This window comes from Streptomyces sp. DH37 (assembly GCF_029813835.1).
Classification (GTDB): domain Bacteria; phylum Actinomycetota; class Actinomycetes; order Streptomycetales; family Streptomycetaceae; genus Streptomyces.
On the sequence record NZ_JARVKV010000013.1, the window covers coordinates 79,453 to 92,249 of the forward strand.

The window sequence follows — 12,797 nt, forward strand, 5'->3', positions numbered from 1 at the left end:
ACGGCCCCTGGCCCACCACCCGTTCAGTGGCCACGCTGAAGAACCTCACTGGGTCCGGCTCCCGAGACAAGGCCCCGTGCTCAGGAGGGGGCGGTGGCGAGGATGCGGTTGAGCGCGCTACCGGGGCGGCTCGTGAGTTCCTCCCAGGTTCCCTCTTCCGTGATGAGGCCCTTCTCGAGAACGGCGATGCGGTCGGCGCGGCGGATGGTGGCCGGGCGGTGTGCGATGACGATCGTCGTGCGGCCCTCCTCCTGTAGCGCGGTGGCGAGTTCGGCGTCGCCGGTGTTGTCCAGGTGGGCGGTGGACTCGTCGAGTACGAGGACCCTCGGCCGGACCAGCAATGCGCGGGCCAGAGCGATGCGGGCCCGCTGACCGCCGGAGAGCGTGGCGCCGCGCTCGCCGACGAGGGTGTCCATCGGGGCTATGCGGTCGACGCCGCACAACCGCGCCGCCTCGGCCAGCGCCTGGTCGTCGGCCTCGGGTGCGGCGAGCCGCAGGTTCTCGGCGAGGGTGCCGTGGAAGAGGGGCGTGTTCTGTCCCACCAGCACCACCGCACGCCGCAGTTCCGCGTCGCTCACCTCACGCACGTCCACGGGGTCGCTGCCGGCGGGCAGCAACTGGACCGCGCCGGCGGACGGGTCCCAGAAGCGGGCGAGCAGGTGGGCGCAGGTCGACTTGCCGGCACCGGAGGCGCCGACCAGGGCAAGTGTCTGGCCCGGAGGGACGGTCAGATCGACGCCGTTGAGCACGAGCCGTCCTCCGTAGTCGAACCTCAGCCGGTGCAGCCGGACGCCCAGCGGTCCGGGCGGCAGGGGGCGAGGTGTGGCGGGCGGCGGTGCGAGGGCGGGAGCCTTGACGGCCGCGTCGACGCGGGAAGCGGCGGCGCGCAGTGCCACGGCCTGGCTCAGAGCGCGGGCCGATTCCGCGACGGGGCCGAGGATGGACAAGGACAGGGCCATCGCCGCCGGGGCCCAGGCACCGTGCAGCCGTCCGGAGGTCACCGACTGTGCCGCCGCGGCGACCACGCCGAGGAGCGCGGCCACGATGAGGAGGTCGCGGACCGCGGCGGCGACGGCCTCCCAGGTGGCCTCGGCGCGTTGGGCGTCACCCACCTGCCGCCCTCGCTCCGCGAGCTTGTGGCGGCGCTTGGTCAGAGCACCGAAGGCGAGCAGTTCGCGCAGCCCGTCGACGGCCTCCACCGTGTCGGCCGACAGCTTCGCCATGGCGGTGCGGGTGCGGCCGCCGCGTGCGGTGCGTGCGCGTGCGTCCGCGAAGGGCGCCGCGGCGAGCAGGGCCGTGACCGGCAGCACGGCCGCCAGCAGCCACGGCTCGACCGTGGCAAGGACCATGGAGCCGCCGGTGAAGACCGTCCCTGCCGCGACCAGTTGGGCGGTGGTGTGGGCGTAGAAGAACTCCAGGGCCTCCACGTCGGCCATGGCGGTAGCGGCGAGGTCGCCGCTGCGCCGGCCCGCGACGCGGGCGGGCGCGCTGCGGGCGAGTCCGTCGAAGACGCGTACCCGCAGTGCGGCCAGCACCCGGTAGGCCAGGTCGTGCGAGAGGTCCATCTCCCGCCAGGTCATCAGGGCGCGGACGAGGACCAGGGCGACGAGCGCGGTGACGGTGCCGGCCGAGGGAGCGTGCCCTTCGATGACGGCGGTGCCCACGGTGTGCGCGGCGAGGGTCAGCAGCGCGACGAGGGATCCCTGTTCAAGGAGCGCGGCGGCGCAGGTGCGAGCTGTCATGGCCCGGTGCGCGGCGAGGGCGGGGAGGAGGGCGCGCAGTGCGCCTCGGGCGGGTACGTCGGCGGCGGTGGTGGCGGCGGTGGCGGTACTCATGCGGCGCGTTCTCCTCGGTGGGCGTGGCCTGCCTCGACGAGCCGCGTGTAGACGCCGCCGGCCTCGGCCAGGTCGGGGTGCTCGCCCACGGCGTCCACCCGTCCCTGGTCGAGGACGACGATGCGGTCGGCGTGCCGGACGGCGGCCAGCCGGTGGGCCACCACCAGGACGGTGCGGCCGCTCGCGGCGTTCAGCAGTTCCCGGAGGATGTCCGCCTCCCGGCGTTCGTCGACGGCGCTCGTGGCCTCGTCGAGGACGAGGACCGGGGCGTCGGCCAGCAGGGCCCGCGCGAGGGCGAGCCTCTGACGCTGGCCGCCGGAAAGGGTGGCGCCGCGTTCGCCGAGGACGGTGGCGTAACCGTCGGGGAGGGCGGCGATCTCGTCATGGACACCGGCGACGCGCGCCGCTCGGATCAGGTCGTCGTCCGTCGCGTCGGGCCGGGCCAGGCGCAGGTTGTCGGCGATGGTGGCGTGGAAGAGGTACGTCTCTTGCGAGACGACGGCGATGCCCTGCCGCAGCGAGTCGAGCGCGTACTCGGTCGTGGGGCGCCCGTCGAGGGTGATCCGGCCCTCCTGCGGGTCGTGGTGGCGCAGGAGCAGGGCCAACAGTGTGGATTTGCCGGCGCCGGAGGGGCCGACGATCGCGGTCGTCCGTCCCGCCTGCGCGGTGAAGGAGACGCCGTCCAGAGCGGGCGCCGGGGCGCCGTCGTAGGTGAACCGGACGTTGTCGAAGCGCAGGCCGGGCGGAGCGTGCCAGTGCGCGGGGGCCGTTCCGGTGTCGGGGACCGCCGGTTCGGTCGTGCGCAGGGCCGCGAGCCCGTCGGCGGCCGATGCCCCGAGATATCCGGCGTGCCATTCGCGGGCGAGGTCGCGGACGGGGCGGAAGCACTCGGATGCCAGCAGCAGCACCAGATAGGTGCCGGTCGCCGTGGTGGATCCGGTGACGGCCGACCAGCACGCCAGGAGTGCGGCGGCGGCGGTGCCGCCCTGGATGGCCAGGTCGGTGATGCCGGTGTCGACCAGGGACACCCGCAACTTGGCGACGGTCGCCCGGTGCAGAGCCGCGGACCGCTCCTCCAGGCGTGCGCGGGTGCGCCCGACCGCGCCCGCGGCACGCAGGTCGGGCATGCCCTGGAGGGCTTCCAGGTAGTCGGCGCCCAGTCCTTCGTAGGTGTCCCAGTGCTCCTTGCCGCGGGCGGCGAGGAGCCGGTCCCAAGCGCGCGGCCCGGCCAGGGCGAGGAGCAGGGCGGGGACGAGTCCGAGGAGGGCCCGGGGTTCCACCACGGCGAGGGCGGCGAGGACCAGGGGTGGTACCGCCAGGGTGACCAGGAGCTGGGGCAGGTAGCGGGAGACGTAGGCGTCGACGCCCTCCACCCCCTCGACGAGGGTGGTGCGGACGGCTCCGGCCCGCGCGGTGGTCAGGTGAGCGGGTCCCAGTCGGCCCAGGTGAGCCAAGAGTTCGTCCCGCAGGGCCACCCTGACCCGTGCCCCGGCCCGGGTGGCGGTGCTCCGCTGCCACACGGCGAGCCCGGCGCGCCCGGCGACGACGGCGAGCACCGCGGCCAGCAGCCACGGAAGCCGGCCGGTGTCACCGTGGGCCAGGTCGGCGAGCGCGAGGGCCAGCAGTGCGGCCTGCGCCAGGTGGGTGAGGGTGACGGCACCCTGCAGGAAGGTGGCTGCGAGCAGGGGGCGCCGTGCGCGCGCTGCGGCGCGGCGCAGCTCGGGGTGGACGATCACGTGGGGTTCTCCTCATCGGCGTGACGGGTGCCGAGGGCCAGGGCGTGCACGACCCAGTCCCGGTCCGGCGCGGCTCCGAGGGCGGCGCCGAGATCCGCCTGCTGCCAGGAGCCGACGGGCCGGGCCGCCAGGCCGTGGCGGCAGGCGGTGACGTGGGCCAGGTGGACGGCGAATCCGGCCCGCAGGTGGGCGCGGCGAACGTGCGCGGTGTCGGCGTCCGTGGGGCAGCCGTAGGCGAGCAGGACTGCTCCCGCGTCCGCGATCCACGCCTGGCCCGCCGCCCAGGCCGCGAGTGTCGGGCGGGCCTCGCCCGCCGCGTACCGCCGCAGGGTCGTGCCGTCGGGTGTCAGTTGCACGAGGCCGGGCTGTGGCGGGCCGACCGCGGCGCACCAGCGCAGCAGGTGGCCGGTGTCGGCCCCTTCGGCGGTGGCCAGGACTGCCCGCAGTGCGTCGTGGGAGGGGGTGCCCGGCAGCGGCGGTGGGGTGCTGCGGCGCGCCAGTAGTTCGGCCGGGGTGGGCGTACCCCCGGGCAGTTCCGGGACGTGAGGGCTGTCTGCCGGGTGCATCGGGCTCCGCCCGCCGGGTGGTGGGATGCGTACTGCGGCCAACGGGTTCTCGGTGAGTCCGTCCAGCCGTGCCTCCGGCGCGCCCGTGCCCAAGACGCGGGCTGCGAGGAACAGCGCCGCGGCGGCGTGCCCGGTGTCCAGCAACAGAAGGGGCCAGGCTCGGTGGCCGTAGTGGGACAGCGTGCGTCGTGCGGTGATGGAGAGTTCGACCGTCACGCCCGGCGGGGTGTCGTCGGGAGGCGGGCCGGCGTGGTGGACGCGGTGGCGCAGTGGGTCGTAGCCGTAGCGGCCGGGCGGCAGGGAGCAGCCGGCGCCCACCACCAGTTCGGCGTCCACCGGGTGCAGCGCGCCCGCGGAGGGCGCGGGTCTGAGGCGGCCGGATTCGTCCGAGGCCGCCAGGGACAGACGCAGCAGGGCCCGCAGATCGAGCTCCGCCGGGCCGGCCTCCGGGAGCGGGCGCGGCGGCCCCGGCCAGGCCCGGACGGCTGTCCCGGCGGGCGTGTCGGGGCCGGGGCGCTCCGGGGAGCGGGCGCGGGCGAGTGCGGCGGCGAGGTCAACCGGGCGGTCCTCGCGGAGGTCTTCCACAGCGGTCCTCACATGTGCGGCGGAGGCGCCAGCGTGAAGTCCTCCGGCGCGCTTGGCGCGGTCGTGCGCCATCCGCGCGCGACTGCGGCCTCGGCGAGGCGCGGGCAGCCGAAGTAGCCGAAGGCGGCGGGGGCGTTGGGCAGGAGGTCGGAGACGAGGACCCGGGCGACGCGCAGCGATGTCTCGGCCACGTCCTCAGTGGTGAGGTCGAAGGTCATGACACGGTGACCGCCCGCGCGCAGCGTGTTCTCCAGCCGCTCCCGGCTGCCGGGCTCGACCTCGTCGACGGACACGGTCCCGAGCGCGGGCTCGGTGAAGCGCCGGGCCTCGGCCGCCATCCGTTCGTCCAGCCACACCTGCACGTGCGCCCCCAGGTCCCGCACGTGCTCGAACTGCTCGCCGCACGCATCGAGATAGCGGCCGTCGGCCCGGTGCTCCAGGTACAGCCCGCGCGCCAGCAGCCCGGCCTCGACAGCCTGGAACACCCAGCCGTCGGAGTCGGTCAGGCCCTGGGTGAAGACCCAGGTGTGGACGGCTTCCAGGACGGCCTTGCGGGCGGCCTCGGCCGGGTCGTACTTGCACGCGAATCCGGCGGCGTACAGGCCGAGACGCGGATCGTGGACGAGCGCGGCCATGCAGGGGGCGAACTCCGAGTGCATCTCGACGATGTGGACATCGAGCGCGGACCCGGCGAGGTCGTCGGCGAGGCCGGGCACGCTCGCCGGGTCGATGCCCCGGGCCGGGCCGTCCAGATGCCACCACAGTTCCAGAGCGTCGCGCTCGACGATCTCCAGCAGGCCGCGCTCGATGGCGTCGTCGAGGCCCTGTCCGGTGGCGATGCCCGCGTAGTTGAGGTGGTGGGTGCGGGGCAGCTCGCGCAGTGCGCCCTGGCGCCAGTTGAGGTGGGTCAGTGCGACGGGTGCCCAGACCTCCGCCGTCCCCCCACCGGGCAGCGACTCGGTGCCGCGCGTCCACAGAGCCGGGGTGTCGGGGGTGACGGGGCGGTAGGGGAACTTCTCCCGGGCGTACTGCCAGTCGGCGTACGCGGGCAGGTCGCCGGGGCCGTAGAGCCGCAGGCCCTTTTCGGCCAGTTCGGCGGCGGTGGCGCGCACGGGGGCGTCGGGGTGGCCGTGCGGCGGCACGCGGTTGCCGCAGTACCGCTCTATCCCCTCGGCTATCGCGGCGACGCGGGCTTGCTCCGGATCGCCGAAGGTGGTGCCGAGGGAGACCCGGTCGGCGGGCCACAGCCCGAGTCTGCGGGCGTCGGATATCTCGGCGGTGAGCGCGGTGTAGCGGGGTGGGGCGCCCGCGGGGTGTTCGACGGGCTTGACCTTGCGGACGATGCCGCAGACGGGGTCGACGAGTGCTTCCAGCGGCAGCGTCGTCATCGCAGGATCTCCTCGGCGGGGTCGGTGGGGGTGGGGCGGGACGGGAGGGCGGGCAGGGTCAGCGCCACGCTGTGCGGGTCGACCTCCCGCCGGGAGGGGAGCAGCCGGTCGGCCGTCACCGGGTCCTCCCCGGTGTGGGGGTTGCGGGCGTGGGCCGGGAAATGGTGTCCGGCGATCTCCAGGCGCAGCCACGTGCCGGCCGGCAGCCGGCGTGCGAGTCGGCCGAGGACGACGGTGAACGAGGCTTCCCGGCCCGCCGGTTCGGCACGCCGGACGACGCCGACGGCGAGCCGCTCGGCGGTCCCTTCCGGTGGGAGCGCGACGAGCCGGGCGGCCCAGTCCGCGGACGGGTTGTGAGCGGTGGCCCGCAGGTGCACGCTCACGGGGCCGACCACGTCGAGCGGACGCGGTAGCGGCGGCGTGACCAGCAGGCAGCGGTCGGGCGGACCGTCGGTGGGGACGGTCAGGTCGTCGGAGCGCACGGGCCGGGCGGGGTCGGCGGTGAAGGCGGAGCCGTGCACCAGCCGTGTGCGGGCTGCGCGCGGTTCGCCCTCGATGCCGGCCGGCAGCCACAGGCCGGCTCCGCCCAGTCCTTGGGCGCCGTGGTGGCCAGGGGCGAGTTCACCGGTCAGGGCGCGGCGGGCCCAGCGCACGTACAGATCGCCGAGGTTCAGCCGGTGGGCGGGGCCGGCGTCGGGACCGGGCGCGGCGACGAGGGAGTGGCCCCAGGGGCCCAGCAGCAGCCGGGCCGAGGGTCCGCCCCAGGCGCGCCACAGCGCGACCGTGTCCCCGGCGAAGTGGTCGTGGTGGCCGCCCACCGCGAGCAGGGGCACTCCGGCGTGTGCCGCCCGCGCCACGAGACGGCCGCGGTCGCGGTGCCGCCATAGGTCCGCCCAGGAGGGCAGGCTGCGACCCAGCCGTTCGGGGAGGCCGGCGAGCGGCAGGTGGGTGAGCAGTCCGGGGTCGGCGGCAAGGGCCTTCTCCAGCGCACTCTCGTCGGAGTCCCGCCGGTCGCCGTGGGCGGCCCACCATCCGGCGCGGGACAGCAGCCGTTCCACGCCGGACGCCTCGCGCGCCGTCTCCGCCGGGCCGAGGGCTGGTACGGCCGCGATGACGGCGTCCGGCCGGGCGTCGTCGGGCGCGTCGAGGGCGAGGGTGAGGGCGCAGTGGGCGGCGTAGGAGGCGCCGACGGCCACCAGTCTGCCGTCGCTCCACGGCTGCCGCCGGATCCAGCGGGCGGTCGCCGCTCCGTCGACGGTCTCGTTCGCGTACGGGTGCCACTCCCCTGGTGAAGCGAACCGGCCGCGCACGTCCTGGACGACGGCGGCGAACCCGCGGCGGGCCCAGCCGCGCGCCTCGGCCCGGTGCCGGGCGCGGTCGTAGGGGGTGCGGATCACGGTGGCCGGGAAGGGGCCGTCGTCCTCGGGCAGGGTGATGTCGGTGGCGAGTCCCTCGACTGCCGTGCTGAACGCCGTCATCCGTCCTTCTTCGGCATCGGTGCGACGGCGGGAACGGGCAGGACGGGGTGCTCGGTGACGGTCAGCGTGCGCAGGTCCACCTGTCGGAGCCGGCGCCGTGCCGGGAGGCCGGCCGTGTCGGGGGCGCCGGTGGCCCATCGGCCGAGATCGTCCGCGAGCAGCGCCGCGAGCAGGATGGCGGCGGGCACGGCGAGTCGGACCGGTGCACCGGAGGTACGGGGTCCGCTCCAGTACGCGGCCAGTTCGCGGTGGGCGGGCGTGGCGGCGAGCCGACGGGACCGGATGTGCGCCGAGGTGACGTCGCCGGGAGCGGCGGCCACCGGCTCGACGTACGCCTGCCAGCCTTCGCGGTGGCAGCGCAGCCACGCGACGCCGTGCTCGGGAAGCCGGTCGGCGGCGTCCCACAGCCCGTCCGGCACGGGTCCGTCCAGGCACCACACGACCGCGGAGGGGTTTCCGTCGAGCAGGTCCTCGATGCCCACCGGTGACCTGCCGGAGCCGGTCGCGGCCGGAGTCGTGCGCGGCCGCGCGCCCAGGGCGGCCAGTTGCACGGCGAGCGGTTCGGTCAGCACCGGGTCGCCGAGGATTCGGATGTCCCCGCGACGGGCGGGCCACTGCGGGTGCCCCGGCTCTTCCGCCAGGTAGCCGGCCTCCTCGAACGCCCGCACCACGCGCTCCAGTTCCTCGTCCACCGGGGCCGTGGTCCTCCCGGTGAGCAGGGAGAGCAGGGCGTCCTCGTCGACGCCTCCTGTCCTGACGCTGAAGAACTCTCCTGCGGGGGTGCGGACGGCGAGCCCTCGCCCGGGCACGGCGACGACCTCGACACCGGGGACGAGTCGGCTACGGGACACGGTGTTCCTCCTGTCGGCGGGACCTGGGACGGGCGTGGGCCCGCCCGGAAGGCATCGGGCGGGCCCACGGTCGAGGGTGGTCAGGCCCTCACTTACTCCTCGGTGTCCTCGAAGGGGTTCTCGACGAGCGCGTTGGAGTGAGAGGCCGAGTCGTGCGCCAGCTGACCCGGGTCGGCGATCGGCGCGAAGACCTGCTCGTTGTCCATGAACTCTCCTTCATCGGTGGGGAGATACGGCGTTCGGGTGAGCGCCGTGACCACAACTTAATGGATGTGATTTTCATATTCTAGAGCTGGGAGAGGGTGATCTGGGTAACACACCGGCCACCCCTTCTCCGGATCCCGGCCGACCCGGCCGGCCACCTTCAGCACGTTCGCCAGCAACCGCGGTGTCACGACCTCCCCGGGCGTTCCGTCGGCCACCACACGGCCGTCGCGCAGGGCGACGATGCGTTCGGCGAACCGGGCCGCGTGGGCCAGGTCGTGCAGCACCATCACCACCGTGAGCCCGCGTTCCTCGCGCAGGCGCACCACGGTCTGCAGCACGTCGAGTTGGTGGTGCAGATCCAGGTACGTGGTCGGCTCGTCGAGCAGCAGGACCCGGGTGTCCTGAGCGAGCGCCATCGCGAGCCGGACCCGTTGCCGCTCGCCGCCGGACAGCGCGTCGACGTCACGGTCGGCCCACTCTTCCACTCCGACGTCGCGCAGCGCCCGGCGCACGACGGGGTCGTCGCCTTCGCGCAGCATGCCCAGCGGGCCGCGTGCCGCGTACCGTCCTTGCCGGACGAGGTGACTGACCGTCATACCCGGGACGGCCGGGGCGGACTGGTGCAGCAACGCCACCCTCCGCGCCGTGGCGCGTCTGGAGAGCCGGGCGAGGTCGTCCTCGCCGAGCAGCACGCGCCCCTGGCCGGGTTGCAGCAGCCCGGCGGCCAGCCGCAGCAGAGTCGACTTGCCGCAGCCGTTCAGGCCGATCAGGGCGGTCAGTTCGCCCGGCCGGACGGTCAGGTCGACGCCCCGCAGCACGGGCCGTCCGGGGTAGCCGAAGTGGACCCCCTCGACGTGGATCCCCACGGACTCGGTCATGCTCTGTCCTCAATTCGACGTCAGAACGTACGGCTCGGCGTGCGGCGTACGACGATCAGCAGCAACGCGGCGCCGAGGCAGGCGGTGAGCGCCCCGACCGGCAGCGTGAGCCGTCCGGAGTCCAGGGCCGCCGCCAGCAGCCGCGAGGACAACTGCGCCGCCGCGTCCGCCCCGCACACCACGACCGCGCCCGTCAGGGCGGCGCCGGGAAGGCTCCGGCGCAGGTCCGCGCCGAAGACGGCCACGGCCAGATGCGGGACGAGCAACCCGATGAAACCCAGCGCCCCGACCGCGGCCACCGCGCCCGCCGTCAGCGCCACCGCGCACAGCAGGGCCAGGGTCCGGGCCCGGCGGGCGGAGAGCCCCGCGGCGAGGGCGATGTCGTCCCCGCAGCGCAGCAGGGTCAACGGCCCGGCCAGCAGCCAGGCCGCGGCTCCCCAGACAAGCGCCCACGGCCACAGCAGGTGCCAGTGCTCCCACACCCGGCCCTCCGTGGTGCCCACCAGCCACTGCACCACGCTGCCGAGTTCGCCCGGCTCCACCAGCAGCACCATGGCGGTGAGCCCGCCGAGCACCGCCGACACCAGCACCCCGTGCACGGCGGTCTGCGCGGGATCACCGCGCCCGCGTCCGGCGAGCAGCCACAACAGCGCCGCTCCAGCACACCCGCCCGCGCACGCGGCGAGGACCACGGCCAGGGGAGAATCCCACCCGGCGAGTCCCAGGGCGGTCGCGGTGACGGCTCCGAGCACCGCCCCCGGGGTCACGCCCGTCACCTCCGGCCCGGCCAGGGGATTGCGCAGGGCGGACTGCAGGACCAGCCCCGCCACCGCCAGACAAGCGCCCGCGCCGAGGGCCACCAGCAGTCTGGGCAGGCGCAGTTGGAAGAATATGTGGCGTTCCGTCGCGTCACCGCCACCATTGAGGACGTCCCAGACCACACCCGGGGACATGCCGCGCCCGGCCACCACTTCCACCCCGGCGCACACGACGGCGGCTGCCGCGAGCGCCGTGAATCGACGGGTCACCGTGCGTCCTCCCCTCCGGTCGTCCTGAGCGCGCGCGAGGGGGAACCACCGGACCCGCCGCACCCGGGGTCGCCCCCGCCGGCGTGGTCCGACGCCCCCGCGCGAGGGCCCTCGTCCACCGCACCGAAAGCCGCCTTCCGCGGTCCGGGCAGCGGCTCGCGTGCTGCGGCCGAAGCAGCCGGTCCCCGCCGGACCGCCCGGCGGCGGCCACCCGACCGCATCAGCGCGACACCGGCCGGCACTCCCAGCAGGGCGGTCCAGGCGCCGGCAGGCGTCTCCACGGGTGCCAGCGCCAGCCTGGCCGGGACATCGGCGACCATCACGACAACAGCGCCCCACGCCGCGGACCATGGGAGCCAGCGCACCGCCCCGGCCGCGGGATCGAACCAGCGGCTCAGGTGCGGGGCGAGGAAACCCACCCACGCGACGGGCCCGCACACCGCCGTCACCGGGGCGATCAGCACCACGGCGATGGCCAGCGCGGCCAGCCGGGCGCGCTGAGCCCGCACACCCAGCGCCTCCGCGTCCTCGTCGCCCAGCCGCAGCACCGACAGCACCGGCGCGCACAGCACGAGGGCGGGCGCCGCGACGAGCAGCCATGGCCACAGGCCCGTCACGTCCTCCCACGTCCGGGCGGAGAGGGAGCCGAGCAGGTAGCGGTAGATCAGCTGGAGGTCGAGCTGGTCGGCCATGACCATCAGGACGAGTAGCGCGGCCTGCAGCGCGGCCGCCACCGCGGCGCCGGTCAGCAGCACGGCGGACGGACTGCGGCCGATCCCGGCGACGAGCAGCGTGAGGCCGCCCCCGAGCGCGGCCCCGACGATGGCCAGCAGAGGCTGGACGGCGGCGGGCAGCGAGAGAGCCAGCACCAACGGCGCGGCCACCCCGAGCGCGGCCCCGGACGACACACCCAGCATCTCCGGCACCGCCAGGGGATTGCGCAGCGCCTCCTGGAGCACCAGTCCGGCCGCGCCCAGACAGGCTCCGGCGACGAGCGCCAGCAGCAGGCGGGGCACGCGAAGTTCGGTCACGACGATCCCGGCGAGGCTGGTGTCCCCGTCCAGCACCGCGGCGACCAGCCGGTGCGGGGGGACGGAGGGGGTGCCGAGGCTGAGCGCGCAGACCGAGGAGGCTGCCAGCAGCACGACCACCAGCAGCGGTTGCCACCTCCGCGCTCCGGGCGACGGCCGCTGTCCGCCCGCCGCGGCGCGATGGGCCGCGGCGGGCACCGAGAAGGGCTTCCTCACCGCAGCGAGGCCGTGGCCTCGTCGAGGACGATGCCCAGAGAACGGGTGCCGCGCCCCTTGGCCCACACCTCGGAGTTCACCTCGTGGACGTCGCCGTTCCTCACTGCCGGGATCTTGCCCCAGAGGGGGTTCTCGGCCAGCTTCTCCGACAGCTTGCCCGCCGCGTCGCCGAAGCTCAGCGTCTCGACGAACAGCACGTCGACGTCCTGGGCGAGGATCTCCTCGAGACTGTAACTGCCCTCCACGCCGCGGGACTTCCACGGGTAGTCGGCGATCTTGGGGAACAGGCTGGCGGCCACGTCGCCCTCCGGGGTCGCGACGCCGAAGTTCTCGTCGCTGCCGTAGATGATGAGCGCGGTCTTCTCACTCGGGGCCTTCTCGGCCTCGGCGAGCTTGGTCCGGAAGGTCTTCTCCGCCTTCTCCCCCTCGGCGGTGCGGCCGGTGAGCGCGGCGACGTCGCGCAGGTACCCCACGCTGTCCTGCCACGTCTCGGGCTGCATGGCCCAGAACGTGGTGGCGCCCTTGAGCGCCGGGGCGAGCTTGCCGTGGGTGTCCCCCAGGCCGATCACGAGATCGGGCTTGTGGGAGAGGATCGCCTCCACCTCCGGGGCGATGAATCCGCCGGGGATGACGTCCACCTCCTTGGCCTTCTCCTCCCCCAGGAAGTCCGGGTGGGCGAGCAGCGCGCTGTTGGTGGCCGTCGGCACGATGCCCAGTTCCGTCAGGACGTCGTCGCACAGGGCGAACAGGCAGACGATCCGCTCGGGCTCCTTCTTCAGGGAGACCTTGACGCCGTTGGTGTCGGTCACCTCCGTCGACGCCTTGATGGGCTCGACGGTCACCTCCGTCTTCGCCCCGGGCTTGGCCTTGTCGCTCGCGGGTTCTTCGGAGGACGAGCCGCAGCCGACCAGGACCGAACCCACCGCCGCTGCGGCGATCCAACTGCGAACAAATCTCGACGATGAGCGCAGCATCGATGCCCTCGCTTCTTTTCAGGT

At 74.7% G+C, this 12,797-nt stretch carries 11 protein-coding genes; all 11 read right to left on the reverse strand.

Annotated features, from left to right (window positions below; translation table 11 throughout):
- Nucleotides 1-80: 80 nt before the first annotated feature.
- The 11 genes from QC029_RS10025 to QC029_RS10075 all read right to left on the reverse strand — a co-directional run bounded on the left by QC029_RS10025 (nt 81) and on the right by QC029_RS10075 (nt 12,773).
- On the reverse strand, nt 81-1,835 hold the full coding sequence (locus QC029_RS10025; protein WP_279555174.1) for an ABC transporter ATP-binding protein: 1,755 nt from the start codon (nt 1,833-1,835) through the stop codon (nt 81-83).
- On the reverse strand, nt 1,832-3,571 hold the full coding sequence (locus tag QC029_RS10030; RefSeq protein ID WP_279555175.1) for an ABC transporter ATP-binding protein/permease: 1,740 nt from the start codon (nt 3,569-3,571) through the stop codon (nt 1,832-1,834). The genes QC029_RS10025 and QC029_RS10030 overlap by 4 nt, the downstream gene beginning before the upstream one ends.
- A complete protein-coding gene (locus QC029_RS10035) occupies nt 3,568-4,722 on the reverse strand; it encodes a SagB/ThcOx family dehydrogenase (protein WP_279555176.1) in 1,155 nt (384 codons plus the stop codon). Before QC029_RS10035 ends, QC029_RS10030 begins: the two co-directional genes overlap by 4 nt.
- Before the next feature lie 8 nt (nt 4,723-4,730).
- On the reverse strand, nt 4,731-6,110 hold the full coding sequence (locus tag QC029_RS10040) for a YcaO-like family protein (RefSeq protein WP_279555177.1): 1,380 nt from the start codon (nt 6,108-6,110) through the stop codon (nt 4,731-4,733).
- On the reverse strand, nt 6,107-7,588 hold the full coding sequence (locus QC029_RS10045; protein ID WP_279555178.1) for a CocE/NonD family hydrolase: 1,482 nt from the start codon (nt 7,586-7,588) through the stop codon (nt 6,107-6,109). Before QC029_RS10045 ends, QC029_RS10040 begins: the two co-directional genes overlap by 4 nt.
- On the reverse strand, nt 7,585-8,439 hold the full coding sequence (locus QC029_RS10050; RefSeq protein ID WP_279555179.1) for a hypothetical protein: 855 nt from the start codon (nt 8,437-8,439) through the stop codon (nt 7,585-7,587). Before QC029_RS10050 ends, QC029_RS10045 begins: the two co-directional genes overlap by 4 nt.
- A gap of 92 nt (nt 8,440-8,531) precedes the next feature.
- Complete coding sequence (gene amiA, locus QC029_RS10055) at nt 8,532-8,645, reverse strand: streptamidine family RiPP (protein WP_241270818.1); 114 nt, start codon at nt 8,643-8,645, stop codon at nt 8,532-8,534.
- Nucleotides 8,646-8,702: 57 nt separating this feature from the next.
- Entirely contained in the window at nt 8,703-9,524 is an 822-nt protein-coding gene (locus QC029_RS10060; protein ID WP_279555183.1) for an ABC transporter ATP-binding protein, read from the reverse strand.
- 20 nt (nt 9,525-9,544) lie between these two features.
- Complete coding sequence (locus QC029_RS10065; RefSeq protein ID WP_279555184.1) at nt 9,545-10,552, reverse strand: iron ABC transporter permease; 1,008 nt, start codon at nt 10,550-10,552, stop codon at nt 9,545-9,547.
- Nucleotides 10,549-11,691: an iron ABC transporter permease gene (locus QC029_RS10070; RefSeq protein WP_279555204.1), complete on the reverse strand. Its 1,143-nt coding sequence runs from the start codon at nt 11,689-11,691 to the stop codon at nt 10,549-10,551. The genes QC029_RS10065 and QC029_RS10070 overlap by 4 nt, the downstream gene beginning before the upstream one ends.
- 104 nt (nt 11,692-11,795) lie before the next feature.
- A complete protein-coding gene (locus QC029_RS10075) occupies nt 11,796-12,773 on the reverse strand; it encodes an ABC transporter substrate-binding protein (RefSeq protein ID WP_279555185.1) in 978 nt (325 codons plus the stop codon).
- Between the last annotated feature and the right edge of the window lie 24 nt (nt 12,774-12,797).

Bases quoted from the DNA above. Each gene is read 5' to 3' on its own strand.
- QC029_RS10025 (WP_279555174.1), bottom strand. From the start codon at position 1,835: ATGAGTACCGCCACCGCCGCCACCACCGCCGCCGACGTACCCGCCCGA.
- QC029_RS10040 (WP_279555177.1), bottom strand. From the start codon at position 6,110: ATGACGACGCTGCCGCTGGAAGCACTCGTCGACCCCGTCTGCGGCATC.
- QC029_RS10045 (WP_279555178.1), bottom strand. From the start codon at position 7,588: ATGACGGCGTTCAGCACGGCAGTCGAGGGACTCGCCACCGACATCACC.
- amiA (WP_241270818.1), bottom strand. From the start codon at position 8,645: ATGGACAACGAGCAGGTCTTCGCGCCGATCGCCGACCCGGGTCAGCTG.
- QC029_RS10060 (WP_279555183.1), bottom strand. From the start codon at position 9,524: ATGACCGAGTCCGTGGGGATCCACGTCGAGGGGGTCCACTTCGGCTAC.
- QC029_RS10075 (WP_279555185.1), bottom strand. From the start codon at position 12,773: ATGCTGCGCTCATCGTCGAGATTTGTTCGCAGTTGGATCGCCGCAGCG.